We start from the raw sequence: 26,821 nt of genomic DNA, 5'->3' as shown, positions 1-26,821 counted from the left end.
TGTAATATCATGAATGCTATCGATTTTCGCGCATCGATGTTGCAATAAATTTAAATGGTGCATGTCATTTTGTTACGATGTGTTTGAATTTCTAGTGGCATTTACGGTTTACCAAGGTGAAAATGAATACGAACGACGTTGCACAGCAGTCTCTTTGGCAGGCCTGGCTGCTTCAGGCCCGCAACAATCCCAAAGTAACACTTGGCCTGCTTGCGGCAGGTGGATGCCTGCTGTTCTTGCTGCTGGCTGGCACATACAGCGCGCTGACGGCGGTGGATGACAGCGCCTTTGACTATGCGCTGGTCGGCGGTTTTGCCGGGTTCGCCGCGACCGCATTGGGCGCGCTGGCTGCGTTTCCCTTGCGCAGCATCCCCGACCGGACGCAGGACACCATGCTGGGATTTGCGGCCGGCATGATGTTGGCGGCCAGCTCGTTTTCCCTGCTGCTGCCCGGTCTGGAGGCGGCGCATGAAATTGCCGGCAGCGCGGTGCTGGGTTCTGCCGTGGTTGTGCTGGGCCTGGCGCTGGGTGTCTTGCTGATGCTGGGACTGGATTATTTCACGCCGCACCTGCATCAGGAGCTGGGTACACAAGGTCCTGAGTACAAGCGCTTGAATGGCGTCTGGCTCTTTGTCCTGGCCATTGTGCTGCACAATTTGCCGGAAGGCATGGCCATTGGTGTCAGTTTTTCCAAATCAGATATGGCGGTCGGCTTGCCGCTGACCACTGCTATCGCCATCCAGGACATACCAGAGGGGCTGGCGGTAGCGCTGGCCTTGCGTGCGACGGGAATGTCGTCAGGACGGGCTGTCCTGCTGGCCGCTGCGTCCGGATTGATGGAGCCGTTAGGGGCCATCGTTGGCGTCGGCATGTCCAGCGGCATGGCGCTGGCCTATCCCATGAGCCTGGGCCTGGCGGCCGGTGCCATGATTTTCGTGGTGTCGCATGAAGTCATCCCGGAAACGCACCGTAACGGTCACCAGACCTTTGCCACGATTGGCCTGATGGCCGGCTTCGCCGTGATGATGTTTCTGGATACCGCACTGGGCTGATGGCGTAGTGCGGTCTGTCGGAAGGCTCTTTTATTGCTTGATCACGTGCCAGACGTCACGTGCGCCATCGCCTGTCATATCGCCAGGCTTGGTGTCTTTCTTGAACAGATACAGCGGCTGGCCTTTGTATGTCCATTGCGATTGGCCGTCGTCCCGTTTGATCACATCATAATCGCCTGATTTCTTGTCCTCGGACGTCGCCATCAGTGGGGGCCAGTTGTCGGCGCATTGGCCCGAGCAAGCGCTTTTGCCGGCTGCGTCCTTGTCTTTGTCGAAGGTGTACAGCGTCATACCCTTGCTGTCGACCAGAATACCGTTTTCCGTTTTGACCGGCGGTTCTGCTGCCAGCGCAGCATGGCCGATGAGTGCTGCGCCGAGAATGGTCAACACACCTGACAGTCGCTTCGTGTTCATGTTTATCTCCTTGGGAGGGGGGTGATCGCCGCCGCTGGCGACACACCGTACAGCATACGCCTAATCATGAAATTTGCATATGGGTCCCAATGGCGCCCGGCGTGCAGTCGTTGATAGATTATAGTGAGACCTCTTGCTGTTCGCATTCGGTTTACCCCGGGGAATCCGTCCATGACACACGACGAGTCACATTACATTCATGATATTGAGCAACTGACTGCCCGGTTCGGGCCTGTAGGAGAGGCCTCGCTGAAAAAAGAAGCGGATCATATCCATCCAATGTACCGTCCGTTGATTGAGGCCTCACCTTTTGCCATTGTGGCCACCAGCGGCGCCGATGGACTGGATGCATCGCCGCGTGGCGATCCTGCCGGCTTTGTCAAGATTCAGGACGAACACACGTTGCTGCTGCCGGAACGTCGCGGTAATAATCGCATCGACAGTCTGCGCAATCTGCTTGAAGACCCGCGTATTGCCATGCTATTTCTGATTCCTGGTCTTGGCGAAACCTTGCGAGTAAACGGCACGGCGCGCATCAGTGTCGCGCCAGACTTGTTGCAGCAACTGGCGATGCAGGGCAAACAGCCGCAATGTGTGATTGTGATTCATGTAGAACGCGTTTATTTTCAGTGTGCACGAGCCATCCAGCGTTCGGGCTTGTGGAACACTGCGCCGAATCGGCGCGACCTGAATGTGCCGACAGCGGGCATGATTCTGGCGGGCCTGACCCAAGACGGTATCGACGCTGAAAAGTATGACCGCGAGCTGCCGCAACGGCAGCGCGATACGCTGTACTAAGGGGTTGTCAACGATTTTGCGTTATTCCTGTAACCGCAGAACCTGAACGGGATTGTGCACGAGTCTCCTGGTTCCATGAGGGTAAACACCGTTTATTTCAAACATCATACGTATTATGATTGCACTCATGATACCAAGACCAACCATACACGACGATGTTTTGAACCGACTGGGCGCAGATATCTGCACCGGAGTTTATGCAAGCGGGACGGTGCTGCCGGCGGAGCCGGATCTGTGCGAACTGCTGGGAGTAAGCCGCATCGTGGTACGAGAGGCAATCAAATCATTGAGCGCCCGCGGCCTGGTCTCGGTGCGTCGCCGTACCGGCACTCTGGTGCAGCCGCTGGACAACTGGCAGCTTTTTGATCCGAAGGTTGTTGTCTGGCGCGCCAGTGCGGGGATGGTCGATGAAAAATACATTACTGATCTCATGGAACTGCGTAGAGTGATTGAGCCGGCGGCGGCTCGCTATGCAGCGCAACGTGCAAGCAGCGAAGATCTTGCCGTCATGCGGCACAACCTTGATGCAATGGCCCGTGCAATCGATGGCAAAGGCGAATATGTGCCAGCGGATCTGGGGTTTCACGGCGCCATTCTGAACGCCTGTCATAACCAGTTCCTGCGCCAGATGCAGCAGGCGATCAATGTCATTCTCGAAGTAAGTTTTGATTTGTGCATACAGGTGCCAGGGGGGACCGCCAGCTCCCAGCCATTGCACGAGGCATTGTTTTCCGCTATTTCTGCACGCAATTGCGCGCAGGCGGAAAAGGCGGTGCTTGAAATCATCGGACGCGCCGAAAGTGATTTGCGCGCCAGCGTCAACACAATAGAGAGTCACCGTCTGTCATGAAAATTACAAAAATCGAAACCGTGCGTACCCGGGAGTTTTTCAATGTGATATGGGTACGCATTCATACCGATAGCGGCGTAGTCGGTCTTGGGGAAACTTTTTATGGGGCGGGGGCGGTCGAGGCGCATATTCACGAGACATTGGCCATCCGGCTCCTGGGCCGGAATCCTCTGCATATCGAAGCCTTGCACAAGGAAATGCTGAATCTGCCAATGGCCCAGTCTTCGACAGGCGCCGAATACCGGGCGGCTTCGGCCATTGATATTGCGCTTTGGGATATTTTTGGCAAAGTCTGCAATCAGCCGGTGCATCAAATGCTCGGAGGACTGTGCCACAGCAAGATCCGGGTCTACAACACGTGCGCCGGCTACAACTATGTGAGATCAAAAAATATCAAGCCGGTGTCCAACTGGCAAATCAATCCAGGGCAGGCCGAAGGTCCATACGAGGATCTGGATGGCTTTATGAATCGGGCCGATGATTTGGCGCTGGATCTGCTGGAGCAGGGCATTACCGCCATGAAGATCTGGCCGTTCGATCCGCCTGCCATAGAGAATAAGGGCTTATTCATTACGGCCGGGCAAATGAAAAAATCGCTGGAACCATTTGAAAAAATACGCAAGGCTGTCGGCGACAAAATGGAAATCATGGTGGAATTTCATTCGTTATGGAATTTGCCTGTAGCCAAGGAAATTGCACGTGCAATAGAGCCGTACGCGCCACGCTGGTATGAAGACCCCATACGCATGAATTCGCCCCAGGCATTGGCAGAGTATGCACGTTCGACACCGGTATGGGTGTGCGCGAGCGAAACCCTGGGCTCGCGGTATCCCTACAAGGATATGCTTGAGCGTGATGCCATGCATGTTGTGATGGTGGATTTGTGCTGGAGTGGAGGGCTGACGGAAGGCCGGAAAATTGCCGCGCTGGCAGAGACCTGGCATCGGCCCTTTGCCCCTCATGACTGCATCGGTCCGGTCGGATTTGCTGCCGCTGTTCACTGCTCGTTCAGCCAGCCGAACACGCTGATTCAGGAATCGGTGCGTGCCTTTTACAAAGGTTGGTACAACGAACTGGTGACCGCCGTACCCCGCATCGAAAATGGTTACGTTTATCCAATGGAAGGTCCTGGACTCGGTGTGGAACTGCGGGATGAGGTATTTGCCCGGGACGATTTGACGATTCGCGTCAGCACTCCAGAGTCATTGTAGAAGGATATCATGTCTGAATTATTCAATTTGAACGGAAAAACGGCGCTTGTCACCGGCTCCTCGCGCGGGCTCGGTTTTGCTTTTGCACAGGCGCTGGCCGAGCATGGCGCCGATGTGATTCTGAACGGTACAAACAGGCAGCGGCTTGAACAGGCGGTCAGGCATATTTCAGATCGGGGCTTTCGTGCAGATGCGCTTGCCTTTGATGTGGCCGATGAACAGGCGGTTGCGGCAGCGTTTGATACGCTGGATCAGCAAAACAAAACGGTGGATATTCTTATTAATAATGCGGGTATTCAGCTCAGAAAGCCTTTGACCGAACTGAGTGCGCACGAGTGGCATCGTGTGGTCGACACTAATCTGACCAGTGCCTTCCTGGTAGGACGAGAAGCGGCAAAACGCATGATAGTACGCGGCAAGGGCGGAAAAATCATCAATATTGGTTCACTGACCAGTGAGTGCGCGCGTGCGACTGTGGCGCCGTACACCGTGTCAAAGGGCGGTGTCAAAATGCTGACCCGTGCCATGACGGCTGAATGGGCGACTCATAATATCCAGATCAATGCCATCGGACCGGGTTATATGGCAACGGATATGAATGAAGCGCTGTTGAACAATCCGCAATTCGATGGCTGGGTAAAAAGCAGGACGCCCGCCGGCCGCTGGGGGCTTCCACAAGAGCTGGCCGGAACGGCAGTCTTTCTGGCGTCAAAGGCATCGGACTATGTGAACGGACAAATCATCTACGTGGATGGCGGCATGCTGGCTGTGCTGTGATGCAGCCAATTTTGTGAATATCCAACCGCAAGGTTGGTGAATTCGAAAAAAAAGCCTGTGATAAATCAGGTAAACCGCCGCCGGGCGCGACTGTGCCGGTAGCAACAAGGAGACAACAGTGAACGTGACAACCGTAGTAAAGCTGATGGCTATTGCGGTGGCTGGCATGAGTGGCAACCTGGCTCATGCGGACTACCCGGATCATCCCGTGGAACTGATTGTACCTTCCTCCCCGGGCGGCGGTACCGATCTGATGGCAAGGGTCATTGCAGAAGTGTCAGGCAAATATATGCCTCAGCCTTTCGTTGTCAGCAATAAGCCTGGTGCCGGTGGCGGGATCGGCATGGGTGATGTGCAACGGGCAAAGCCCGATGGCTACAAAGTGGCGGTGCTGATTTCGGAACTGGCCATTCTTCCCCACCTGAAAATGATCTCTTTTACTGAAAAGGACTTTGTACCGATCGCCAGGCTCAATGGCGATCCAGGCACGATTGTCGTGAAATCGGATACGCCCTGGAGTAATGTACAGGCGCTGATCGAGGCAGCGAAAAAGAATCCGGGAGCGCTGTCCATGGGTAATGCCGGAGCAGGGACAATCTGGCATCTGGCCGCTGCAGCCATTGAACGGGACCAGGGCGTGAAATTCAACAACATTTCCTTTCAGGGTGCAGCCCCAAGCGTGACTGCCTTGCTGGGTGGGCATGTACAGGCAATCGTGGTCAGTCCTGTAGAGGTCAATACTTATATTCGTTCGGGCCAGCTGAAAATGCTGGGCGTGATGACCGATGCGCGACTGACTGGCGAATATGCGAGTGTGCCGACACTGAAGGAAAGCGGGATCAACGTGTCGGTGGGTACCTGGCGTGGTCTGGGCGTTCCGAAAAATACGCCTGATAATGTGGTGGAATACTTGCGGGATGTTAGCGGGAAAATTGTTACTGATCCCAAATTCAAAGAAGGAATGGCTCATGCCAATCTGGCCGTCTCCTATCAGAAAGGTCCCGCGTTCGCGACCTTCATGGCACAGCAGTCCGGCTACTTCAAAGATCTTATTTCAACTGTGGATATAAAAAAATAAGCCGCGATGCATTAGAACTGCATCCCATAAGGCGCGCATCAAGTCAACCTTTTGGGTGCAGTTCAATTCGCGGGCATTTAAAAAGGCGGCGGGCTGCGCAAGAAGTGCTGCCCGGATTAGCGCATTCAGATGTTGTCAACTCCAAACTCGGCAATCAGGGACGTCAGGGTTCGATCTTTTGGCACTGCACCCACATCCTTGAGTGTTTGTTCCAGCCAGCTATAAATGAGATCACCATTGGCGATGTCGTCCCTGCGTTTCTGTTCTATCTGCACTTTCTTTTGCGCGCCAATCAATACCGTATCGATATCATGGCGAGGGATGACGAGCACGCCATCCTGGTCAGCGCAGACCAGATCCCCCGGATTCACGTTGACCCCGCCGACCGATATTGGGTGGCCAATGCGCCCGGGCAGGTTCTTGGTCGGTCCGTTCGGATTGCTGGCGCAGGCATATACGGGGAATATGCCCTCGCGCAGTTCGCCGCGGTCACGGATTGCACCATCCAGCACCACGCCCGCAAGGCCCGCTGCCATGGCGTGTTTGCACATAAGCTCGCCCATCAGCGCGGCATGGGTATCGGCCTGGCCATCCACGACCAGGACATCGCCTGGACGGGCCAGCACCAATGCCGCGTGAATCATCAGATTGTCACCAGGCCGCACCTCCACGGTGAAGGCGGGGCCACATAATTGTATTTGTGAAGCCAGTGGCTGGATGCGACCGTCCATTGCACCGCGCCGACCGGCGGCGTCGGCCAGAATCGAAGCAGCGAAGGTTTTGGCCGCATTAATCTGCGCGGCACTCGGGCGCTGGAAATGGCTGTTGATCATGGTCATTTGTCTTTTTCCTGAAAATAGACGCTCAGAAAGCGTCAGTCACGCGCGGATATACACACTGATAGCCTTCAGCATATTTTATTTTCTGGCCCGAGTTACGCGAAGCCTGCGCACCACGTTGCAGGCCGACGCGGGTGTAATATTCCCAAAGATGCTCCTGCGCATCCATGGTCTGGAACGCTTCATATTTTTTGTCCCACACAGATGAAATATCCAGAAACAGTTCGGGCTTCCATTCGCACTGTTCGGGCTGATGCGGCTCGAACAAAAAGACCGGTGGTGCGCCGATCACCGGCGTGTCGGGATTATGTCCATGTGCCTGGGCGATGACGCGAGCTTCTAGCGCCAGGTGATTGGCGAAGGGGTGATCAAAATTATAGGGATCGCGAAAGGAATGCGTCAGTACAAACTCCGGCCGCAGCGAACGATAACGGTCGGCGATGCCAAAAAGAATGTCATCGCCGACTCGCAAGGGGTAATCGCCGCAATCGAGAAACTCGACAGAGGCTCCCAGAATCGTAGCGGCTTTTTCCGCTTCCTTACGACGCACCTGCTTGACCTCATCGAGAGTGACCCCTGGGGTCTTCCAAATTTTTGCCGATTCTCCGCGTTCGCCAAATGACAGGCACAGGATATGAACGTTCCAGCCCCGGCTGGCGTAAAGCGCAATGGCACCGCCGGCGCGCCATACAAAATCGGCCGCGTGGGCACTGACGACCAATGCTGTTTTTTGTTGCATGTTTATTTCCTGGACAGAAGTAATGTTGTAGTCAATGACATCATGATGATTAATCCACTTTGATGTTGGCGCTTTTGACCAGATCCGCCATGGAGGCTGCATCTTTCTTCAGAAAGGTATCAAACTCGGCAGGGGTTCCGCCTGCAGGTGTAGCACCCAGCTTGGCCAGACTCTGGATGATGTCGTCTTTCTTCAACGCATTATTCAGCGCGTGATTAAGCTTCTGTACGGCGCCGTCAGGCGTATTGGCTGGTGCAACAAGCCCCCACCATACCGTGGCGTTCACATCCTGTACGCCGGCCTTTGCGGCTGTGGTCAGGTCGGGCAGCAAGACAGTCGGTTTGTCGTTGAGAACGGCCAGCGGGCGCAACGCACCGGATTTGATATGGGAGATCACTTCCAGTGGATTGATCGCCATGAATGAAAGCCGGCCACCCAGCAGGTCGGTAATGGCTGGCGCACCGCCTTTATAAGGAACGTGCAACGCCTTGAAGCCCCCTTTGCGCAACAGCAATTCACTTGCCATATGACCCGAGCTGCCGGTGCCTGCCGTTCCGAACGTCAGGTCCCCGCTATGATCTTTGCCATACTGGACCAGATCGCCCAGCGACTTGAAGGGCGAGTCTTTGGTGACCACCACCACCAGCGGAGCATCGCCGATTTTACCTATGGGCGTAAAGGCGGTGGCGGGATCGAAATCAAGATTGCTATACAGGGCCTTGTTCGTGGTCAGCGTATTGGATGCCATATACAAGGTGTAGCCATCGGCCTTTGCCCGGGCAGCGTAGCTCATGCCGATATTGGTGCCGCCACCGGGGCGGTTGTCAACGATAATGGGCTGTTTGAGATCGTCGGACATGGCCTTGGTGACGATGCGGGTCACAATATCCACACCACCGCCTGGCGAGTATGGCACTACGACGGTGATAGGTTTGTCCGGGTATTCGGCGGCGTGCACGCCCGTCATGCAGGTCAGGCCGGCAGCAATGCTTATTGCAAGTGAAATACGTTTACCCAAAGTGTAGTTAAACATGTGGCGCTCCTTAATTGTTATCTCGATGAGGCCGTCAGGCAATGGGCTGACGGACGGAAGAATCTGCAGGTGTCTCAATCGTATTTTCGGATATTGCACTTATATGGTCTAATATTATTTAAATCTCATATTTATATGTTTTTCGAATAACATGGATTTCAGACAACTCAATTACTTCGTGGCAGTGGCCCAGACACTCAGCTTCAGTAAGGCCGCGCAGCGTCTGCATATCAGCCAGCCACCCCTGAGCCAGCAGATCAAACTGCTCGAAGAACATCTGAACGTACAGCTGTTTGATCGCACGCGCCGGTCTGTCGTGCTGACGCATGCAGGTCATCTGTTCTACCGGGAAGCCATGGCCATACTGGAACGCTATGCTGCCGCGAAGCAGCTGTGTGCCTGGACGCTGGACGGAAAGGTTGGAAAATTGCGATTGGCATTCACTGCCTCGGTGCCTCTGTTCGAAGACTTTCCCAAACTGATTCAGGGATTTACCCGGTGTTACCCGGGCATTGAAATTGATCTTCGGCATATGTCGACAGGCGAACAGATCGTTGCCCTCAACGAGAACGAAATTGACGTCGGTTTTTTAAGGCCCGCGCTCAATTTTCGGCCACCGGCAAGTATTCAGACCATGCCTTTGTGGCAGGACGAGCTCATGCTGGTGACGGCTCGCCAGGAAGGTGATGAAGCGACAACAACCGAGCCGGTGCATATCGACAGGCTGGCCGATGAGGGCTTTATCTTGTTTCCCAGCGCGCTCGGTTGCGGCCTGTTCGAACATATTTCCACCATGGCTACGGCGGCGGGGTTTGTGCCACGCATCGTGCAGCAGGTCAGAGAAAACAGCACGACACTTGCACTGGTGGCGGCCGGGCTGGGTGTTTCGATTGTGCCCAGTATTTACAGCAAGAGCAGCCCGCCCGGCGTCGCCTTCCGGCAAATTGCAGGCGCCCGTACTCGCTCGTGTATCCTGATGGCAACCATGGCAAATAGCAACCTGCCATCGCTGCAATTGTTCCGCTCGTATTGCGATCTGCATTATCATTTGCGCGAGCCGCACGAGCAGCCCGAACCGACAGGCGAAGCGCTCCCCGCCAACATCTGATTACAAATTCCCGCAAATGGGTGGTGGTCAGAGCTCCGCTAATGCCAATATAATGTTTTGTATCAACAAATCATTGTAAGTGCATGATTTTTCGCGTATTAAATATTCAACAATTTCAGTTTTTCCGTCTCCGGGACGTACTCCCCCTGCTTGCGACCGATGGCAGCCTGCTGCGCCGCCACCGCAGAGTCGCTCGTCTGTTCTGCATTTCACTTGTCATAACGCTGACGGGCTGCCAATCTCTTGTGCTTGAAGGGTCGTCTGCCGGGGCTGGTATTGCGGGTGCCGCGGTTGCCCAGAAAGTGACGGACAATGCCGCTGTGACCACAGGAATCGGCGTGGGCGTGCAGGCAGCAACCCGGTCCGCCGTTCAGTATGTACAACGGGAAATGCACGGCTATACGCAAGAGGTCATCGCGACCGCCGCCGGTAAACTGAAGGAAGGCGAGGTGGCTAAATGGCAATCGGTACACTCCATTCCCATGGAGCCGGATGAGCAGGGGCGGGTTACGGTTAGTCGTCTCATCAGTCAGGGCATGCTCGAATGCAAAGAGATTGTCTACTCCATCGATAGCATGGAAGAATCGGTGCCGCGCAATGAATACTATGTCGCTTCAATCTGTAAAGATAACGCCCGCTGGGTGTGGGCGACCGCGGAGCCGGCCGTCAGCCGCTGGGGAGCCCTGCAGTAATGCGGCGACGGATCAGTGCTTTCGTTCTTCTCCTGGTGGCTGGTGCGACCGTCAGTATTGCAGGTTGTTCCCTGATTGCGACCGTGCCCGGCATTACCGCCGGCGCAGCCACCTCGTCCATGACGGGTAATCCGGCATGGGGCCTGACGGTTGCGGTGGCGACCAACGCAGCCGTTGATGCCGGGGTGAAATATGTGCTCAAGCGTTTCAGTGCGGCCGAGCAGCAGGAAATCGCAAATGCCATTGCGCAAAGTGAGCCCGGCGAAGAACGACGCTGGGCCGTGAAGCAACCGGTGCCGTATGGAAATAATAAAGGGCGCACCGTTGTAGTCAGTGAATCGGCCAATGCGTTGACCACCTGTAAAAAGGCGCTTTTTTCAGTCGAAGATATGGCGGACGGCAAGCCGGTTGAACATTGGTATACGCTGGATGTGTGCAAGAACGGCCGGTACTGGCTGTGGGCGCAGGCCGAGCCGTCGGTCAAGCGCTGGGGGGCATTGCACTGAAGTGATTTCACCAGGGCAGTCGCTGCGTAACACGGTCGTCATTCTCTTTTAAGAACGGGCCGGTGCTTACCCGATGAGCTCAATAATTCGATGTATATTGTAATTGCGATGACTACGGTATAACCCGGTGCAAGCGGCGGGACAGCGGCTGCACAAAAAAAGACCGCAAGAATAGATCGCAGTTCAGATATAGAGAACGGAACATGTTCACGGAGGAGGTTCACATGTTACGCAGTCGGATGTTTTGGCTTGCTGCCGTCCTGCTTACAACGCTGGCGTCGCCATCGTTTGCAGGCGTGGATGCACCTCAATGGGACAAGGTCAACAACGGGTTTTTCTCAGGCAAGCAGCTTGAAGATGGCCCCTTTATTCACATCACTGCGCCGAAAAGGGCCGCCAGTGGCGCGCAGGTGCCTTTTGCTTTTTCGATTGATTATCCATCAACCAGGGATGACTACATCAAGAACGTGACATTGGTCGTCCCGGAGAACCCGGTTCCCCTGACGGCTGTCTTTCATTTAACGCCGGACAGTGGCAAAGTCGATATTGCCACCCGAATCCGCCTGGAGGTCGACGATTATGTTCACGTGGTCGCCGAAACCAGCGATGGCCGGTATTTTCGCAATGCCGTACCGATCAAGGCATCGGGCGGTTGTGGCGGTACTGTGGGTGGCGACGCCAGCGAAGCGCGCAAAACTGCGGGGCAGATGAAATTGGCTGCAGTCGAGCCTATCCAGGCCGGCAAACCCGCGCAAGCGCGTTTGATGATACGCCATCCCATGTACACGGGTTTGCAGCGCGACCTCATGACCCAGGGCTTTCGGCCAGCCTATTACATAAAAAATCTGGATATCCGGTTCAACGACAAGCCGGTGCTGCAGGCCGATACGTATATTGGTATCAGCGAGGATCCCAATTTCAAATTCTATTTTGTACCTGACAAAAGCGGAAAACTGACAGTATCCGCAGAAGATAACGAAGGCAAGCGTTATCAGCACGAAACCAGTGTGACGGTGCAGTGATGTGTTTCGCACGCATCGGCACTGTTCTGCTGGGTATGGTCATAACGGTCGGCGCAGCCCAGGCAGTGCCGTTGCCGGTACAGGAACGCGCGCCGGGTGTCTATGTGCATCAGGGCAGTCATCAGGATTTCGACGATGCCGATTACGATGGTGATATTGCCAATATCGGTTTTGTGGTTGGAGAACAGGCTGTGGCCGTGATCGACACTGGCGGTTCATACGACATCGGTCTTGCGCTGAAGCAGGCGGTGGAGAAGGCGACGTCGCTGCCGATACGGTATGTCATCAATACCCATTTGCATCCTGATCATGTCCTGGGGAATGCGGCGTTTGCGGGTGATGGTGTCCAGTTTGTCGGGCATGCCAAACTGGCAGCGGCATTATACGAAAGCCAGGATACTTATCTGCGTGATGCGCCGTCGCGTGCCGATGGCGTAAAAAACGCAATCGTGTTACCCACGATCAAGGTGTCCGGCCAGACTACGCTGGACCTGGGAGGAAGACGGCTTTTGCTGGAGAGCTGGCCGTCCGCCCACACCACGACTGATCTTACGGTACTGGATGAGCAGACCCAAACCCTCTGGACGGGTGATTTGTTATTTACCGAAAGGACGCCTTCGGTCGATGGCGATGTCAAAGGCTGGTTGAGGGTGATGGATACGCTCGAACACAAGCGTGTGTCGCATCTGATCCCGGGTCATGGGTCGAGCCCGCAGGATGCGACCGTAGCCTGGGATGCACAACGGCGCTACCTGACGACGTTGCTTGCGGATATTCGTAAGGGGATTGACGCAGGGCAGGATATGAGCGAGGTAATGCAGCATGCAGCAGCACAGGAAAAGAATAAATGGCAGCGCTTTGATGTCATCAATCCGCGCAATGTGAACCTTCTGTTTCCGAAAATGGAATGGGAATAAGGAACCGGCATGGTAAGGACAAGATCATGACTGAAAAGGCGCAGGCCAAACAGCCTGTGAGCGAAAAGGCTGGAGCAGAAAGGACCCTCGCTCTGTGGCTGCGCTTATGCGTTCTGGCCGGAATGATGGGCGCATCGCATCAGGCTTTTGCGCAGTCCGCGCAACCCGATCTGCATATCCGCGTGCTGGCTGCCTCCTGTGCCGCCTGCCATGGCACCAATGGTGTAAGCGTATCCACTACGTCAAGCCTGGCAGGCATGCCTGCGCAGAAGTTTCTGGCGCGCATGACCCAGTTTCGCGACAGCAAAAAAACCGGCGACGTGATGACCCAGCATGCCAAAGGACTCACGGCCGATGAAATTCGCAAACTGGCGTCGTACTTTGCGTCTTTGCCGCCCCCTGGCTGAATATCGGCAGCCGTCATGTTATGACAAATGCAATACACATGAAATGCAGGGCGCTATGATGGCGTACAGTGATCACAATACATCCCGGGATATGACGTATGAAACGCAGGGAATTTATCAACACCTTGGGCGCCGCCTGGCTGGGGACAACCGTCTGGCCGCTGAGCGCCGGTGCCGCGCGTAATCTTGCCCGTGCGCGGGTCGTGGTGGTGGGCGCCGGATTCGGGGGCGCAACAGTGGCAAAATATCTGCGGATGTGGAGCGACTATCATCTGCCGGTCACGTTGATTGAACCGAATGCGCAATTTGTCTCCTGTCCGACCAGCAATCTGGTGCTGGGCGGTTCAATGCCGCTGTCTGCAATCACCTTGTCGTACGAAGCGCTTGTCAGCCGGCATGGCGTCACGTTGCGACGGGATACGGTGCAGGCAGTGGACCTCCAGAAGAAGCAGGTACGCACGGCAACTGGTCCAGTACCTTATGATTATCTGGTTATGGCAACAGGGATCAGTTTCGATTATGCGAATGTGCCGATGGCGCAAACCGATGCGGCAAGAGCGCGCTTTCCGCATGCCTGGAAAGCCGGGGAACAGACAGCGAACCTGGCCCGCCAACTGCAGCACATGCGCAAGGGCGGTGTGTTTGCGATCACGGTGCCCGAGCTTCCTTACCGCTGCCCGCCCGGTCCTTACGAGCGCGCCTGTCAGGTGGCCTGGTATCTCAAACAGCATAATCCTACGGGCAAGGTGCTGGTGCTGGATGCCAACCCCGGCATTACCTCCAAGCGCCCCCTGTTCGAGCGTAACTGGGCCGAGCATTACACCGGGCTGATCGATTATCAGCCCGGCAGTGTGCTCACGGATATCGACACGAAGACCGGCACTGTGAAAACGGTCTTTGGTACCTGGACAACGGACGTGCTCAACGTCATTCCACCGCAGACGGCAGGGCAACTTGCGCTGGATACGGGCCTGGCAAACAGTGAAGGCCGCTGGTGCGATGTCGACTTTGTGACCTATGAATCGCGCAATGCGCCGGATGTGCATCTGCTGGGCGATTCAGTGGACTCGGGCCTGCCAAAATCAGCGCATATTGCCAACTCCCAGGCCAAGGTGTGCGCCAGCGGCATCATTGCCAGACTGGCTGACCGCCAGCCTGATCCGCTGCCGGTCTTCGCCAACACCTGCTATAGCTATGTAGACGACAACGAGGCCATGCATGTGGCCAACGTGTACCGGTTTGATCCCGTCAAAAAAGATATGGTGTCGGCCGAGGGTGGCGGCTTGTCCGACAAACCATCGCAACAGGAAGCAGTGGATGCGCGCGCCTGGGCGAAAAATATCTGGCACGACATGCTGGGATAAAGTGGGCAGGGGCCGATGAGCGGCTTCAATTCTGCCTGCTTTCAGTGCAAAATTGCACCGCGGCGCACAAGAACCGGACACCAGCGCCGCACCTGCCTTGGGGTGGCGCTGTGCTGATGCAGCAATGCGCAATCGTGGAGCAGACCAGGCCAGAAAACTGGACTCAACGAAGAGTAAAATCTGGACCTAGACCGTACTGCGAACATCTTCTATCTTTGACTGAAACATCAAAGCAGGAGATTACAAATGAACAATGCAGTAGATATCCAGACTCTCGAATCCTTTTCCAAAGCATGGAATGACCATGACATTGACGCCCTGATGTCATTCATGCATGACGATTGTGTTTTCGAGACCGTTGCCGGCGATCAAGTTTGCGGTAACCGGATCCAGGGCAGGGATGCCGTACGCAAAGCCTTTCAGGCAGCATGGGAGACCATTCCCGATGCGCAGTGGCGCAATGGACAACACTGGGTATCGGGCGATCGCGGCGTGTCGGAAACCACGTTCACGGGAACACAGAAAGATGGCTCGCGAATTGAAGCAAACATGGTGGATCTGTTCACATTCAAGGATGGAAAAATTCTGGTCAAAAATGCATTTCGCAAAAACCGGCCTGCCCTGGCCGCTGGAAAATAAGCGGAATTCTAATCATGGCTACTTTGACTCGCGCCTACGATCCGCTGTTCGATCCGCTTACCGACACACCCACACAAGGCCAGCAATACGCGCCAACTTACTGGGTGGCCACTGCCGGTGAACCACCGCAGGACGACGGTCCGGCACCCGATGGCCTGACGGCGGATGTCGTTGTGGTCGGCTCCGGCTTTACCGGCCTGTCGACTGCGCTGCATCTGGCCCAGGACCATCATGTACAGGTCGTGGTGCTGGAGGCGAACGCGGCGGCCTGGGGATGTACCAGCCGCAATGGCGGGCAGGGGCAGAACGCGATGGGGCGGCTATACCGGTCGCAGTGGATAGCCAAGTGGGGCGAGGCGACGGCCAAACGGCTTGATGCAGAAATCCGCTCCGGTTTCGAGTACTGGGAATCACTGGTTGCACAATTCGATTGTGATGCGCAGACCGGCGGTCACCTGTATACGGCGCATCGCGATAAAAAAATCGACTTTCTGCGCAATGAAAGTCGCGTTATGAACGATATATTCGGTTATAAGACCCGCATGCTCAGCCAGGCGCAGTTGCGCGACGAATACGTGAATGACCAGGAAGCCAAGGCTGCGCTTTGGGAACCTCAGGGCGTTGGCGTTCATCCGCTGAAGCTGGCGTTTGGTTATCTGAGGCGCGCCCGCGAACTTGGCGTGAAAGTACACACTTCCAGCCCGGTCATGAAAGTGGAAACGCGCGATGGCATTCATTATCTGCATACGCCTGGCGGCATCGTCAAGGCGCGCAAAGTGGCCTTTGCCACGGGCGGATACACCACCCAGGGCGTCCATGCGACCACGCGCTCCAAACTGATGCCGATCCAGTCTAACTCAATGGTAACGCGTCCGTTGACGCAACAGGAACTGGCCGAGGCCGGCCTGAAGTCGACCGTGTTCATTACCGATACCCGTACGCTGCGGTTTTATTATCGCCTGTTGCCGGACAATTCGGTACAGATCGGCAGTCGCAGCGCGATCAGCGGCAAGGACGCGGGCAACCCAAAGCATCTTGCACTGCTTAAAAAAGGCCTGTACCGGAAGTTTCCTTCGCTGCAGAATGTGCCGATCGCCTATAACTGGAGCGGCTGGGTCGATGTCAGCCACGACATGATGCCGCGAATCGTGCAGCCTGATCCAGCACTGTCGCTTTACTATTCATTTGGCTATGGCGGCAATGGTGTGTCTTCCTCTGCCTGGGCGGGGCGAAGACTGGCACAGCGGATCGTTGGCCAGGACGGTGCGCAGTGGGATCTGCCGATTTATAACTCGCCGTTGCCTGGACATCTTTTCGCGCCGTTTCGTCGTCTCGGCCAGGCCATGCTCTATCACTGGTATTACCTGAGAGATGAGGTGATCTGATGAACCTCCGGTTCGGTTGCGGCCGCAAGTCTGTCTGTCTGGCCATCGCTGCATTCATGTTGCTGATGTTGCTTGGCCTGTCGCCGCCAGGGATACAACAGGCCCGGGCGCAACAGGCTACGACAGACACGCTGACGGTGGCAACCGACACCGCTTTTCTGCCGTTCGAATTCAAGGAAGGCGGTAAATATGTCGGATTCGATATCGACTTGCTGGATCTGATTACCAGACAAATGGGTGTGTCGTATTCGCTTCTACCGATGGACTTCTCGAATATTTTTCAGAGTCTGAGTTCGGGCAAAGTGGACATGGCCATAGCAGGCATTTCGATTACCCAGGAACGGGAGCGAAGCATGGAATTTTCCGATCCATATTTTCGCAGCGATATTTCATTAGTGGTTGCCAGTGACAATACCGATATTCAGCGCTTTGCCGATCTGGCTGACAAACGGGTCGGCGTCAAGCGCGGTACCGATGCCGCCGATTTTGTTGTGCGCAGGGTGCCGCAGGCCAGGATCACCTATTTTCAGAACATGGATACCGGCTTTCCTTATCTTGAGGTGGCGGCCGGCCGTCTGGACGCGCTGGTGCATGACACGGCGAACGTGCGGTATTACAGCCAGCACAAGGGACAGGGCCTGGTGAAAGTGGTGGACGCCGCAGCCACCGAAAGCAATTTTTATGCGATCGCCATGCCAAAGGGCAGTGCGCTGAAGGCGCGGGTCAATGCCGCTTTGCGCAAGGCGATGGCTTCGGGTGAATACGCTCGTATTTATCAAAAGTGGTTTGGTGTGCAGCCCGATCCGGCCACGCTGGCGATTCATTAAGGGTGCTGTCTTCGGGCCGGCAGGAATGATCGGGAGGAAGGAGAGGTAAATACAGAAAGGCAGGATACAGACAGGATCGAAAACCGCAATTGCAATAACGCATACAGGCATGACATATCACGTCGCGCGCCCCAAGCGCGTTTACTACAACGTTGTAAATTACCCGTTCATGGAGTCAAACATGAAAAAAACGTTCGCCAAAACCCTGCTGTGTATTACAGCAACTGCGACAGCCTTTCTCTGGTCTGCACATGCAGCGGCAGAGGAAGAGGTCACTGTCGGCTATCAGCAGATTGTCGGTCCCTACGTCTCTGCGATCGCCATGAAAAAATTCGACGCACCGTTAAAAGCAGCGGGCTATACCGTTAAATGGCGTCAGTTCAGCTCTGCCGGGGATATTTCTAGCGCACTGGCCTCGGGCGGCATTCCCATTGGGGTGCTGGGCTCAACCGGAATCGCCGCAGCCGCAACGCGCGGAGTGGATATGCAACTGTTCTGGATCCTTGACAATATCGGTCATTCGGAAGCGCTGGTAGTGCGCAAGGAGTCCGGCATCAGCAAGCCCGAGGATTTGAAAGGCAAGCGGGTCGGGGTGCCATTTGTTTCCACCTCTCACTTTCACCTGTTGGTAGCGCTGAGCAAAGTCTGGAAAATGAATCCGCGGGATGTGCGGATTCTGAACATGCAGCCGCCGCAAATCGTCGCCGCGTGGCAGCGGGGTGATATCGATGCCGCTTATGTCTGGCCGCCTGCATTGACGACGTTGCTCAAGGACGGGACCGTGCTGACCGATTCCGAAGAAGTGGGCAAGGCCAGCGTGCCGACCTTCGATGGTATTGTGGTGGACAAAGGCTGGGCCGAGAAAAATCCGAAATTCATGCAGGCCTACACCCAGGTTCTGGCCGATGCTTATCGCGACTATAACCAGAATGGCGCCAAATGGACGGCTGAAAGTCCTGAAGTCAAAGGGAACACGCAGATGATCGGCGGAGACCCCAAGGATATTCTGGATGCGATGAAAATGCTGGTTTTTCCAACGCCCAAGGATATGGCATCCAATACCTGGCTGGGTGGTGGCAGTGCGTCTGGTGCGGTCAAGGCGCTGACAGAAAGTGCAAACTTTCTTAAAGAACAAAAGCAGATCGATTCGGTGCTTCCTGATTACAGCGGCTTTGTGAACGCCACCTGGGCGGAGCAGACCGCAAAGCAAAAATAATACAGATGAAATAACCGGAAAGGTGGCCAGAACACCTTTCACAGCGTAGCTGGAGACAATGTAATGCAAACGGTAGCCGAGAATCTGTACGTCAAGGACGTCAATGTGGTGTATCCCGGAATCCGCCAGAATGATCGCGTGGTGGCGCTCAAGGATGTCAATCTCACGATCAACCGCGGTGAGTTCGTGGTGGCGCTGGGGGCATCCGGTTGCGGCAAAACGACTTTTTTGAATCTGCTGGCCGGTTTCATGGCGCCGTCCTCGGGCACGATCATGCTGGGCAAGGAGCCCATATCCGGGCCTAGTGCAGATCGGGGCGTCGTTTTTCAGAAGCACGCCCTGCTGCCGTGGCTTAATGTGATCGATAACACCGAATTCGGCCTCAAGCTGCAGGGGGTACCCAAATCCAAACGACGCGATATTGCAGCGAAAAATCTGGAGCTGGTGGGCCTGAAGGATTTTCATCAGCATATGATTTACCAACTGTCCGGCGGGATGCAGCAGCGGGTGGGGATTGCCCGGATTCTGACCTGCAATCCGGCTATGTTGCTGATGGACGAACCCATGGCAGCCCTGGATGCGCTGACCCGCGAAACCATCCAGGAGCTCTTGCTCAAAGTATGGGAGGTGACGGACAAGATGTTTTTCTTCATTACCCATAGTGTGGAAGAAGCGCTGTTTCTTGGGTCCAAACTCATCGTCATGTCGCCCCGGCCAGGGCGCATTACCAATACGTACGAGCTGTCCTTCAACCGGCAGTTCCTGGCTGGCAAAAATGCCAGGGAGATCAAATCCAGTCCCGAATTCATCGCGATGCGCGAGACGGTACTCAATATCATCTATAGCGATGAACGGGAGGGAGGCCATCATGCTTAACAAATTGTTCGCCAGGACGGCGACCGTTCCCGGTCAGGTGTACGGTGCGCCCGGCGCCGGTGCCAGCGTGTTCATCAGTGTTGCGACTGCGGTCTCCCTGCTGATCATCTGGTCTATCGTGACGTATTTCGGCTGGGTCAAACCGCTGTTTTTGCCGTCGCCGGTTGCGGTATACAACAAATTCATCGTGGGTATGACAGATGGCATTGCCAACGCGACGCTGGTCGAGCATACTGTGGCCAGTCTCACCCGGGTGTTTTCCGCCTTTTTTCTCGCGCTCGTGACCGCGGTGCCGGTGGGCATCATGATGGGGGTCAATCGGGTAGCCCGTGGGCTGTTTGATCCGGTCATCGAGTTCTACCGTCCTTTGCCCCCACTGGCTTATTTGCCGCTGGTGATTATCTGGTTCGGCATCGGCGAGTTTCCCAAGATTTTCCTGATCTATCTGGCAATCTTTGCTCCAATGGCCATTGCCGCCCGGGCGGGTGTCAAATCCGTGTCCATGGAGCAGATTCATGCGGCTTATTCCATGGGCGGCTCTCATCGGCAGATTGTCTGGTATGTGATACTGAAGTCGGCCTTGCCTGAAATATTTACCGGTATGAGGATCGGAATCGGTGTGGGCTGGAGTACACTGGTGGCGGCCGAGATGGTGGCGGCCGATCGCGGCCTGGGGTTTATGGTGTTGAACGCGGCACAGTATCTGGCCAGTGATACGGTGATCATGGGCATTATCATTATCGGATTTTTTGCCTTCCTCTTCGATGCGCTGATCCGTTATATTGAAAAGGCCATGGTGCCCTGGAAGGGCAAGGTGTAGAACAAGGCTGGCCCGTTACAAGAAAATGCAATGAGTCATCACAAAACACAAGTTAACCCGGGTCCGGGCAAGGCCGTGGTCACGCCCAGCCGGGCGGCGCTCAGTGCGCTGCTGTGGGAAAAACTGTTTCGCGAAACCAGCGAATCCCTGGGCCTGCAGGGCCGAATCAGGCAGATGCTGGTGGCCGCCATTACACAGGGTCATTTGACGCCAGACTCGCCGGTGCCTTCCAGCAGGTTCATGTCCGATACACTCAAAGTGGCCCGTAACACAGTTGTGTTTGCCTATCAGGAACTGGTCAGTGAAGGCTATCTGGTTACACGCAATCGCAGCGGCCATTTCGTCGGACAGGCGGCCCAGCAACGCAATATGCTCGATATCGTGACCAGCGCGAGTGGCGATGACGAGACCGATTTCTGGCACAAGCGCATCCAGGCGCGGCCCAGTCAGCAACGCAATATCCGCAAGCCGGCCAACTGGCAGACGCAGCCGTACCCGTTTGTATATGGTCAGTTTGATCCAGCGCTGTTTCCGACATCGGAATGGCGCGAATGCTGCATGAAGGCACTGTCGATCGTTGATATTCGCAGCTGGGCGCAGGATCTGATCATGATGGATGATCCCGAGATTATTGCTGCCATCCAGAATCAGGTGTTGCCCCGTCGCGGATTTTCAGCGACCAAAGATGAAATCATGGTGACGGTGGGCGCGCAGCACGCCCTTTACCTGTTGGCCGATTTGCTGGTCAGGCCCGGCACCCGGGTTGGCGTGGAGGAGCCGGGGTATCCCGATGCCCGGAACATTTTTTCCAGCCGTACCCGCCACGTTGTGCCGGTGCCGGTGGGCGACGAGGGAGTGGATGTCGATGCGATCACATCTGAAATGGATATGATCTTTGTGACGCCCAGTCATCAATGCCCGACCGGTGTCACCATGTCCATGGCGCGGCGCCAGTCGCTTCTTGAGACAGCGAGCATTTGCAATACCGTGATCATCGAAGATGATTTTGAGTTTGAAAACAGCTTTATCGACAAACCGTTTCCCGCCCTCAAAAGCCTGGACCAGAACGGGCGCGTTATTTATGTGGGCAGCCTGTCAAAAACGTTTGCGCCTGGCTTGCGGCTTGGCTTTATTGTTGGTCCCAAGCCGCTGATGGATGAATTGCGCGCGCTCAAACGCCTGATGCTGCGGCACGCGCCTTCTTTTTTGCAACGGGCTTTCGCGCTGTTTGTGTCTCTGGGGCACTATCAGTCGTTTCTGCGCAGACAGTCACAGATCTACGGACAGCGTGAGCGCGCCTTGCGCGATGCCCTGCGGGAATATTTGCCAGCGTTCCAGATCATCTCCTCTCCCGGTGGGTCTTTTTGCTGGGTCAGGGCGCCTGAACATATCGATACGACGGCACTGACTGCCGTGGCGCTGCAAAACGGGATTGTCCTGGAGCCGGGCGAAGTGTTTTTCAGCAGGCCCTCAAAAAGCGCGCGGCGGTATATCCGTTTCGGATATGGCTCGATCGATGAGCCCAAAATTGCGATTGGCATTAAAACACTGGCAGAACTGGTCACGCAGCACTTTCCGGGACTATCAAGAAAACGTTGATAGATATTCCGATTATTGATATAATTTATTTCATTAATCGGAATTAATAGTGCGAAATAGGATGATATCCATGGATATGATCGAATCGGAAAGAGTTGAAGGCAATACGCCTACCCTGCGGCTGTTTGCCCTTCTGGAAGTCATTGCCGAAAAGGACAGCTATTTTTCGTTGCAAAGCCTGAGCGAAGAGCTGGGCATTCCCAAGCCTACGCTGCACCGCATGCTGCAGCAGCTCGAAAGCGCCCGGCTGATCATCCGCGATGGGGACGGCAGGCAATACAGCACTGGGCGTCGCCTGCACCAGATGGCGGAAAAATTGCTGCTGAACAATACCATTCACGGTTCAAGGCGTGCCGTGTTGCGACACCTGGTCGAAGAAATCGGCGAGAGTTGCAATATCACAGCCTGCAGCGGCAACGAGGTCCTGTATCTGGATCGGGTGGAAACGGTGGCGCCATTGCGCTTTTATCTGCATCCGGGTTCACGCGTGCCCTTGCATTGTTCGGCCAGCGGCAAGCTTTTTCTGGCGCAGATGTCGCCCTCCCAATGCCGGCGCCTGCTGGAAGCGGCCCCGCTTGAACAGTATACCCCGAATACCCTGATCCGCTATGACGCGCTCGAAAAGGAAATCGAACAGGTCCGCCGGCAGGGTTACGCCATGGACAATGAAGAGTTTTTGCCGGGTCTGATTTGTATCGCCGTACTGGTGCCCGGGGAAAATGGCAAATCCAATATGGGTATCGCGGCACAGTCGCCCGTCATGCGCATTACCCGGGAAAAGGCACTGGATTTTCTGCCTGTGCTGCGTCGCGCAGCCGATTCCCTGGCGCATATCGAAAAAGCCAACGCGGCAATGTAAACAGTCCATTCGCAGCGCCGCCGCGCTGCGTGTGGCAACGGAGACAGATTTCCATGACCAGCAGCCATCCTTCACTCCCTCCCATGCAGGACATCTCTGTGCGGGAGGTGTTCGGTCTGGATACCGACCTGACCGTACCGGCGTTTTGCGAGGCCACACAGCATGTGCCGGATATTGATACGGCCTATCATTTCAATCATGATGTCACGCTTGCCATCCTGGCCGGTTTTGTCCAGAATCGGCGGGTGCTGATCCAGGGCTTGCACGGCACCGGCAAGTCTACGCATATTGAACAGGTGGCCGCCAGATTGAACTGGCCTTGCGTAAGGGTCAATCTTGATGGTCACATCAGCCGCCTGGATCTGGTCGGCAAAGATACCATCGTTTTGCGCGAAGGCCGGCAAGTGACTGAATTCCAGGAAGGCATTCTGCCCTGGGCACTGCAGCAGCCCATGGCGCTGATATTTGACGAGTACGACGCCGGGCGTCCCGACGTTATGTTTGTCATTCAGCGTATTCTTGAACGAAATGGCCATTTTATGTTGCTGGATCAAAACCGCAGTATTGCGCCGCATGACCATTTCCGTTTGTTTGCCACTGCCAATACGCTGGGCCTGGGCAATCTGAATGGCTTGTATCACGGCACGCAGTCGCTCAATCATGCCCAGCTGGATCGCTGGAATATTGTCGCCGCCCTCAACTACCTGCAACCTGAAGACGAAGTGCAGATTACGGCGGCAAGAGTGCCGCAAATGGACAATGCGCAGGGGCGCGAAACCATCCGCAAAATGGTGGATCTGGCCAATCTGACGCGCAAGGGATTCGAGGCGGGAGACATTTCCGTGCTCATGTCGCCCAGAACGGTCATTACCTGGGCAGAGAACAGACAGATTTTCGGTGATACCGGCCTTGCATTTCGTTTGTCATTTCTTAACAAATGTGATGATGCCGAAAAAGAACTGATCGCTGAATATTATCAACGCTGCTTTGAACAAGAGTTGCCCGAGGCCTTTGCGGGCACGCTGCTCACGTGAACGATATCGCGCAAAGCCTTTTCCAGCAGCATACCGACGAATTGTGCGGCGCTGCGCTGCGGGCGATCAGCGGCCGCACCGATGCGCATTTCAGAAAAGGCCGGCTCTATCTGGACGATACGCTCGTCCCCGTATTGGCGCCGCATCTGCGTCTGGATACCGGCAATCATACGTTCAACGATTTCCGCGCAGTGGCCGATGGCCTGGCGTTGCGTCTGCTTGCCTCTGACAGGGCAATTTACGACGCGTCCTGCCCGGACGACGAGATTGGTCGTCTTTTATATGATTTTTTCGAGCAGGTCCGGCTGGAGGCCACCGCGGCGTCCGAGTGGCCGGGCGTGCGCGCCAACGTACAGGCGCGCTTTCGCGCCTGGGCGCAGGGTTTTGAGCATTCGGACCTGATCGAGACCAGCCTGGGTATTTTACTGTTTACCGTAATGCTGACTGTGTGGTCCCGGGTCACCGGATGTGTGCTGAGCGAGGCACAACAGGATTTGCTGGAGGCGACGCGCGCTGGTATGGCAAGTGAAATAGGCACAGAGTTATACGCCCTGCGCCGCCAACGTGAGGATCAGCAGGCGTACGCCCGGACGGCGGCGCAGCTCGCCGCAAAAATCAGTGCAAATCTGGCCGCGGAAATAGCACTGGACGCCAGGGAACAAAAACGGGAGCGGGACAATCGTTCCCTGTTTTCGCTGTTGCTGACACCAGATGCGCAGCAGGAAGAAGGTTTTGACGTCGCACCTGCCGGGCAGAGCCGGGTGTTCGATCAGCATCAGTCCAGCTATCGCGTCTTTACGCGCCGGTATGATCGAGTCGAACTGGCTGCTACGCGGGTGCGTCGCGCCGAACTCAAACAGTTTCGCCGGCAAATGGACGAAGACCGTGCTGCGCTCTCTATTGGTGTGGCGCAGCTGGCCAAACTGTTTCGCCGGATTTTCCGTATTCCCCAGGACGATGGCTGGGTATTTGGCCAGGAAGAGGGCATTCTTGATGGGCGCACATTAAGCCAGCTTGTTGCCAGTCCCGCCGAGACGCGCATATTCCGCCAGGATCAGGTCATTGACCGCGTCGATCAGGCGGTCACGATTCTGCTGGACTGTTCCGGATCCATGCGGGTGCATGCACGCCGTCTGTCGGTTTTGCTCGATACGCTGCTGAGGGCATTGGGCATGGCCGGTGTGCAGACTGAATTGCTGGGTTTCACCACGGGCGCCTGGAATGGCGGTCGCGCGATGAAAGACTGGCAGCGCCAGGGCAAACCGGACTATCCTGGAAGATTGAATGAGGTATGTCACTTGCTGTTTAAGCAGGCGGATACCAGCTGGTCGCGAGCGCGGCTGGATATTGCCGCGCTGCTCAAGAATGATTTGTATCGTGAAGGGGTGGATGGCGAGGCCGTATTGTGGGCCTCGCAACGCCTGCTTGAACAATCTGCCAGGCGGCGCACGCTTATTGTGGTATCCGACGGCTGTCCCATGGACAGCGCGACGCAGTATGTGAATGATGATTATTATCTGGCCAGCCATCTGCAGCAAGTGGTTCGCCAGACTATGGTGCAGGGTATTGATGTCGTCGGGCTGGGGGTGGGGCTGGATCTGAGTGCGTATTATGCGCGCAGCCTGGCTATCGACCCGCAGCAGGCGCTCACGCCGGCGGTCTTTTACGAAATTGCCAGGCTACTGGCGGGCGGGCACCGACGCTAATGCTTCGTGCGCTGGCGCAGAATTCTGCTGTTGTTGCGCCTGTACACAGGTGACGGCAATCACGTTATAAATATCGTCGGCGCTGCAGCCACGCGACAAATCATTGGCAGGCTTGTTCAGGCCCTGCAGCAAGGGTCCGACGGCAATGGCGCCGCCCAGTCGTTCCGCCAGCTTATAGCCGATATTGCCCGCGTTCAGATCCGGGAAAATCAGCACATTGGCTTGTCCGTGAATTTGCGAATCGCTCAACTTGCGTGAAGCGATTGCCGGAATGATGGCTGCATCGAGCTGGATTTCGCCATCAATCAGCAACTCCGGGGCGGCTTGCCTGGCCAGGCGCGTGGCCTGTTGTACCTTGGTGACGTTGACATGCTCGGCGCTGCCCAGGGTAGAAAAAGACAACATGGCAATGCGGGGCGGCTCGCCCAGCAGCGCCTGGGCGCTTTTTGCCGAATCCAGGGCAATGCGCGCCAGTTGTTCTGCATCCGGATCAATCACCAGACCGCAATCGGAAAAGATCATCCCGCCCTTGGTCGGATGATGTTCGTGTTCGAAAATCATCAGGAAAAAACTGGATACAATGCTGCTGGCAGAGGCTTTGGCGCCTACCACCTGCAACGCCGTTCGCACCACATCTGCGGTCGTATGTACGGCGCCGGCAACTGAACCGTCGGCGTCTCCCATCTGCAGCATGACATTGGCAAAGCACAGGGGCTGGGCAGTCGCCTGTTGTGCCTGTTCCAGCGTCATGCCCTTTTTTTCACGCAGGCGGCACAATTGCTGCGCGTACCGTTCACGTGCCTGGCTGGTTGCCGGATCGGTGATGACAAGACCGGACAGATCAATGCCATGCTGACTGGCGACCTGCGCACTGCGCGCCGGATCGCCAATCAGTATGACGTCTGCAATTTGATCCCGTCGGGCCCGCACGGCTGCTTCCAGCACGCGCGGATCCTGCGCTTCGCAAAGCACGATCCGTTTCGGATCGGCTTTGGCGGTGTCGACGATGCGTTGCAGAACGCTCATGATGTGCTCCCCGGCTTTGCCCGTGAC

The 26,821-nt window shown here is 55.8% G+C and carries 28 protein-coding genes; 23 read left to right on the top strand and 5 right to left on the bottom strand.

Annotated elements, in window-relative coordinates:
• The first annotated feature begins 122 nt into the window (after positions 1-122).
• On the top strand, positions 123-1,052 hold the full coding sequence (locus tag W822_RS27490) for a ZIP family metal transporter (RefSeq protein ID WP_024003752.1): 930 nt from the start codon (positions 123-125) through the stop codon (positions 1,050-1,052).
• Between the two features lie 30 nt (positions 1,053-1,082).
• Here W822_RS27490 and W822_RS27485 read toward each other — a convergent pair whose 3' ends face one another.
• Entirely contained in the window at positions 1,083-1,466 is a 384-nt protein-coding gene (locus tag W822_RS27485; protein WP_024003751.1) for a COG4315 family predicted lipoprotein, read from the bottom strand.
• Positions 1,467-1,637: 171 nt separating this feature from the next.
• Here W822_RS27485 and W822_RS27480 point away from each other — a divergent pair, with 171 nt between their 5' ends.
• From W822_RS27480 to W822_RS27460, 5 genes are all read left to right on the top strand, one after another.
• A complete protein-coding gene (locus W822_RS27480) occupies positions 1,638-2,264 on the top strand; it encodes a pyridoxamine 5'-phosphate oxidase family protein (protein WP_024003750.1) in 627 nt (208 codons plus the stop codon).
• Between the two features lie 127 nt (positions 2,265-2,391).
• Positions 2,392-3,114: a FadR/GntR family transcriptional regulator gene (locus W822_RS27475; RefSeq protein WP_024003749.1), complete on the top strand. Its 723-nt coding sequence runs from the start codon at positions 2,392-2,394 to the stop codon at positions 3,112-3,114.
• Positions 3,111-4,325, top strand: coding sequence for a mandelate racemase/muconate lactonizing enzyme family protein (locus W822_RS27470; protein ID WP_024003748.1), 1,215 nt, complete (start codon positions 3,111-3,113; stop codon positions 4,323-4,325). The genes W822_RS27475 and W822_RS27470 overlap by 4 nt, the downstream gene beginning before the upstream one ends.
• 9 nt (positions 4,326-4,334) lie before the next feature.
• On the top strand, positions 4,335-5,102 hold the full coding sequence (locus tag W822_RS27465; RefSeq protein ID WP_024003747.1) for an SDR family oxidoreductase: 768 nt from the start codon (positions 4,335-4,337) through the stop codon (positions 5,100-5,102).
• 124 nt (positions 5,103-5,226) lie between these two features.
• On the top strand, positions 5,227-6,180 hold the full coding sequence (locus W822_RS27460) for a Bug family tripartite tricarboxylate transporter substrate binding protein (RefSeq protein ID WP_031242109.1): 954 nt from the start codon (positions 5,227-5,229) through the stop codon (positions 6,178-6,180).
• A gap of 125 nt (positions 6,181-6,305) precedes the next feature.
• Here the strand turns inward: W822_RS27460 and W822_RS27455 are convergent, their stop codons facing one another.
• Genes W822_RS27455 through W822_RS27445 form a run of 3 tightly spaced genes read right to left on the bottom strand, consistent with a single transcriptional unit; the run spans position 6,306 to position 8,791 of the window.
• Entirely contained in the window at positions 6,306-7,019 is a 714-nt protein-coding gene (locus W822_RS27455) for an RraA family protein (protein WP_024003745.1), read from the bottom strand.
• A gap of 25 nt (positions 7,020-7,044) precedes the next feature.
• A complete protein-coding gene (locus W822_RS27450) occupies positions 7,045-7,758 on the bottom strand; it encodes a PIG-L deacetylase family protein (RefSeq protein WP_024003744.1) in 714 nt (237 codons plus the stop codon).
• A gap of 49 nt (positions 7,759-7,807) precedes the next feature.
• Positions 7,808-8,791: a Bug family tripartite tricarboxylate transporter substrate binding protein gene (locus W822_RS27445; RefSeq protein WP_031242107.1), complete on the bottom strand. Its 984-nt coding sequence runs from the start codon at positions 8,789-8,791 to the stop codon at positions 7,808-7,810.
• Between the two features lie 151 nt (positions 8,792-8,942).
• On the opposite strand from W822_RS27445, the gene W822_RS27440 reads away from it, so the two are divergent.
• The 17 genes from W822_RS27440 to W822_RS27365 all read left to right on the top strand — a co-directional run bounded on the left by W822_RS27440 (position 8,943) and on the right by W822_RS27365 (position 25,768).
• Positions 8,943-9,899, top strand: a complete 957-nt coding sequence (locus tag W822_RS27440; RefSeq protein WP_024003742.1) for a LysR family transcriptional regulator — start codon at positions 8,943-8,945, stop codon at positions 9,897-9,899.
• 83 nt (positions 9,900-9,982) lie between these two features.
• Positions 9,983-10,591, top strand: coding sequence for a hypothetical protein (locus tag W822_RS27435; protein WP_253272220.1), 609 nt, complete (start codon positions 9,983-9,985; stop codon positions 10,589-10,591).
• On the top strand, positions 10,591-11,097 hold the full coding sequence (locus W822_RS27430; protein ID WP_024003740.1) for a hypothetical protein: 507 nt from the start codon (positions 10,591-10,593) through the stop codon (positions 11,095-11,097). The genes W822_RS27435 and W822_RS27430 overlap by 1 nt, the downstream gene beginning before the upstream one ends.
• Positions 11,098-11,321: 224 nt before the next feature.
• Positions 11,322-12,119, top strand: coding sequence for a quinoprotein dehydrogenase-associated SoxYZ-like carrier (locus W822_RS27425; protein ID WP_024003739.1), 798 nt, complete (start codon positions 11,322-11,324; stop codon positions 12,117-12,119).
• Entirely contained in the window at positions 12,119-13,036 is a 918-nt protein-coding gene (locus W822_RS27420) for a quinoprotein relay system zinc metallohydrolase 2 (protein ID WP_024003738.1), read from the top strand. Before W822_RS27425 ends, W822_RS27420 begins: the two co-directional genes overlap by 1 nt.
• A gap of 26 nt (positions 13,037-13,062) precedes the next feature.
• Positions 13,063-13,443, top strand: coding sequence for a c-type cytochrome (locus W822_RS0123170; RefSeq protein WP_216593285.1), 381 nt, complete (start codon positions 13,063-13,065; stop codon positions 13,441-13,443).
• Positions 13,444-13,541: 98 nt separating this feature from the next.
• A complete protein-coding gene (locus W822_RS27415) occupies positions 13,542-14,807 on the top strand; it encodes an NAD(P)/FAD-dependent oxidoreductase (RefSeq protein WP_024003736.1) in 1,266 nt (421 codons plus the stop codon).
• A gap of 246 nt (positions 14,808-15,053) precedes the next feature.
• Entirely contained in the window at positions 15,054-15,446 is a 393-nt protein-coding gene (locus W822_RS27410; RefSeq protein WP_024003735.1) for a nuclear transport factor 2 family protein, read from the top strand.
• A 14-nt stretch (positions 15,447-15,460) separates the two neighbouring features.
• Positions 15,461-16,831, top strand: a complete 1,371-nt coding sequence (locus tag W822_RS27405) for an NAD(P)/FAD-dependent oxidoreductase (protein WP_024003734.1) — start codon at positions 15,461-15,463, stop codon at positions 16,829-16,831.
• Positions 16,831-17,658, top strand: a complete 828-nt coding sequence (locus tag W822_RS27400) for a transporter substrate-binding domain-containing protein (RefSeq protein WP_051401594.1) — start codon at positions 16,831-16,833, stop codon at positions 17,656-17,658. Before W822_RS27405 ends, W822_RS27400 begins: the two co-directional genes overlap by 1 nt.
• A 181-nt stretch (positions 17,659-17,839) precedes the next feature.
• Positions 17,840-18,874 carry a taurine ABC transporter substrate-binding protein gene (gene tauA, locus W822_RS27395; RefSeq protein WP_024003732.1) on the top strand — a complete coding sequence of 345 codons (1,035 nt, stop codon included), beginning with the start codon at positions 17,840-17,842 and terminating at the stop codon, positions 18,872-18,874.
• Between the two features lie 63 nt (positions 18,875-18,937).
• The gene (locus W822_RS27390; RefSeq protein ID WP_024003731.1) at positions 18,938-19,750 is read left to right on the top strand and encodes a taurine ABC transporter ATP-binding protein; all 813 of its coding nucleotides are present in this window, start codon (positions 18,938-18,940) and stop codon (positions 19,748-19,750) included.
• Positions 19,743-20,570, top strand: a complete 828-nt coding sequence (locus W822_RS27385) for an ABC transporter permease subunit (RefSeq protein ID WP_024003730.1) — start codon at positions 19,743-19,745, stop codon at positions 20,568-20,570. The genes W822_RS27390 and W822_RS27385 overlap by 8 nt, the downstream gene beginning before the upstream one ends.
• Before the next feature lie 30 nt (positions 20,571-20,600).
• On the top strand, positions 20,601-22,169 hold the full coding sequence (locus W822_RS27380) for a MocR-like pyridoxine biosynthesis transcription factor PdxR (RefSeq protein ID WP_081724270.1): 1,569 nt from the start codon (positions 20,601-20,603) through the stop codon (positions 22,167-22,169).
• Between the two features lie 61 nt (positions 22,170-22,230).
• Complete coding sequence (locus W822_RS27375; RefSeq protein ID WP_024003728.1) at positions 22,231-23,028, top strand: IclR family transcriptional regulator; 798 nt, start codon at positions 22,231-22,233, stop codon at positions 23,026-23,028.
• Positions 23,029-23,081: 53 nt separating this feature from the next.
• Complete coding sequence (locus W822_RS27370; RefSeq protein WP_024003727.1) at positions 23,082-24,062, top strand: AAA family ATPase; 981 nt, start codon at positions 23,082-23,084, stop codon at positions 24,060-24,062.
• The gene (locus W822_RS27365; RefSeq protein WP_024003726.1) at positions 24,059-25,768 is read left to right on the top strand and encodes a cobaltochelatase CobT-related protein; all 1,710 of its coding nucleotides are present in this window, start codon (positions 24,059-24,061) and stop codon (positions 25,766-25,768) included. The genes W822_RS27370 and W822_RS27365 overlap by 4 nt, the downstream gene beginning before the upstream one ends.
• On the opposite strand, the gene pta is transcribed toward W822_RS27365, so the two are convergent.
• Positions 25,742-26,794: a phosphate acetyltransferase gene (pta, locus tag W822_RS27360; RefSeq protein WP_024003725.1), complete on the bottom strand. Its 1,053-nt coding sequence runs from the start codon at positions 26,792-26,794 to the stop codon at positions 25,742-25,744. The genes W822_RS27365 and pta overlap by 27 nt on opposite strands.
• Positions 26,795-26,821: the final 27 nt, after the last annotated feature.

It is taken from the genome of Advenella kashmirensis W13003 (assembly GCF_000506985.1).
Taxonomy (GTDB): Bacteria; Pseudomonadota; Gammaproteobacteria; order Burkholderiales; family Burkholderiaceae_B; genus Advenella; species Advenella kashmirensis_A.
The sequence above is the reverse complement of the archived record's forward strand: the minus strand, read 5'-3'. Positions and strand labels throughout refer to the sequence as shown.

Bases quoted from the DNA above. Each gene is read 5' to 3' on its own strand.
- W822_RS27490 (WP_024003752.1), top strand. From the start codon at position 123: ATGAATACGAACGACGTTGCACAGCAGTCTCTTTGGCAGGCCTGGCTG.
- W822_RS27485 (WP_024003751.1), bottom strand. From the start codon at position 1,466: ATGAACACGAAGCGACTGTCAGGTGTGTTGACCATTCTCGGCGCAGCA.
- W822_RS27480 (WP_024003750.1), top strand. From the start codon at position 1,638: ATGACACACGACGAGTCACATTACATTCATGATATTGAGCAACTGACT.
- W822_RS27475 (WP_024003749.1), top strand. From the start codon at position 2,392: ATGATACCAAGACCAACCATACACGACGATGTTTTGAACCGACTGGGC.
- W822_RS27470 (WP_024003748.1), top strand. From the start codon at position 3,111: ATGAAAATTACAAAAATCGAAACCGTGCGTACCCGGGAGTTTTTCAAT.
- W822_RS27465 (WP_024003747.1), top strand. From the start codon at position 4,335: ATGTCTGAATTATTCAATTTGAACGGAAAAACGGCGCTTGTCACCGGC.
- W822_RS27455 (WP_024003745.1), bottom strand. From the start codon at position 7,019: ATGACCATGATCAACAGCCATTTCCAGCGCCCGAGTGCCGCGCAGATT.
- W822_RS27450 (WP_024003744.1), bottom strand. From the start codon at position 7,758: ATGCAACAAAAAACAGCATTGGTCGTCAGTGCCCACGCGGCCGATTTT.
- W822_RS27445 (WP_031242107.1), bottom strand. From the start codon at position 8,791: ATGTTTAACTACACTTTGGGTAAACGTATTTCACTTGCAATAAGCATT.
- W822_RS27440 (WP_024003742.1), top strand. From the start codon at position 8,943: ATGGATTTCAGACAACTCAATTACTTCGTGGCAGTGGCCCAGACACTC.
- W822_RS27435 (WP_253272220.1), top strand. From the start codon at position 9,983: ATGATTTTTCGCGTATTAAATATTCAACAATTTCAGTTTTTCCGTCTC.
- W822_RS27430 (WP_024003740.1), top strand. From the start codon at position 10,591: ATGCGGCGACGGATCAGTGCTTTCGTTCTTCTCCTGGTGGCTGGTGCG.
- W822_RS27425 (WP_024003739.1), top strand. From the start codon at position 11,322: ATGTTACGCAGTCGGATGTTTTGGCTTGCTGCCGTCCTGCTTACAACG.
- W822_RS27420 (WP_024003738.1), top strand. From the start codon at position 12,119: ATGTGTTTCGCACGCATCGGCACTGTTCTGCTGGGTATGGTCATAACG.
- W822_RS0123170 (WP_216593285.1), top strand. From the start codon at position 13,063: ATGACTGAAAAGGCGCAGGCCAAACAGCCTGTGAGCGAAAAGGCTGGA.
- W822_RS27415 (WP_024003736.1), top strand. From the start codon at position 13,542: ATGAAACGCAGGGAATTTATCAACACCTTGGGCGCCGCCTGGCTGGGG.
- W822_RS27410 (WP_024003735.1), top strand. From the start codon at position 15,054: ATGAACAATGCAGTAGATATCCAGACTCTCGAATCCTTTTCCAAAGCA.
- W822_RS27405 (WP_024003734.1), top strand. From the start codon at position 15,461: ATGGCTACTTTGACTCGCGCCTACGATCCGCTGTTCGATCCGCTTACC.
- W822_RS27400 (WP_051401594.1), top strand. From the start codon at position 16,831: ATGAACCTCCGGTTCGGTTGCGGCCGCAAGTCTGTCTGTCTGGCCATC.
- tauA (WP_024003732.1), top strand. From the start codon at position 17,840: ATGAAAAAAACGTTCGCCAAAACCCTGCTGTGTATTACAGCAACTGCG.
- W822_RS27390 (WP_024003731.1), top strand. From the start codon at position 18,938: ATGCAAACGGTAGCCGAGAATCTGTACGTCAAGGACGTCAATGTGGTG.
- W822_RS27385 (WP_024003730.1), top strand. From the start codon at position 19,743: ATGCTTAACAAATTGTTCGCCAGGACGGCGACCGTTCCCGGTCAGGTG.
- W822_RS27380 (WP_081724270.1), top strand. From the start codon at position 20,601: ATGAGTCATCACAAAACACAAGTTAACCCGGGTCCGGGCAAGGCCGTG.
- W822_RS27375 (WP_024003728.1), top strand. From the start codon at position 22,231: ATGATATCCATGGATATGATCGAATCGGAAAGAGTTGAAGGCAATACG.
- W822_RS27370 (WP_024003727.1), top strand. From the start codon at position 23,082: ATGACCAGCAGCCATCCTTCACTCCCTCCCATGCAGGACATCTCTGTG.
- pta (WP_024003725.1), bottom strand. From the start codon at position 26,794: ATGAGCGTTCTGCAACGCATCGTCGACACCGCCAAAGCCGATCCGAAA.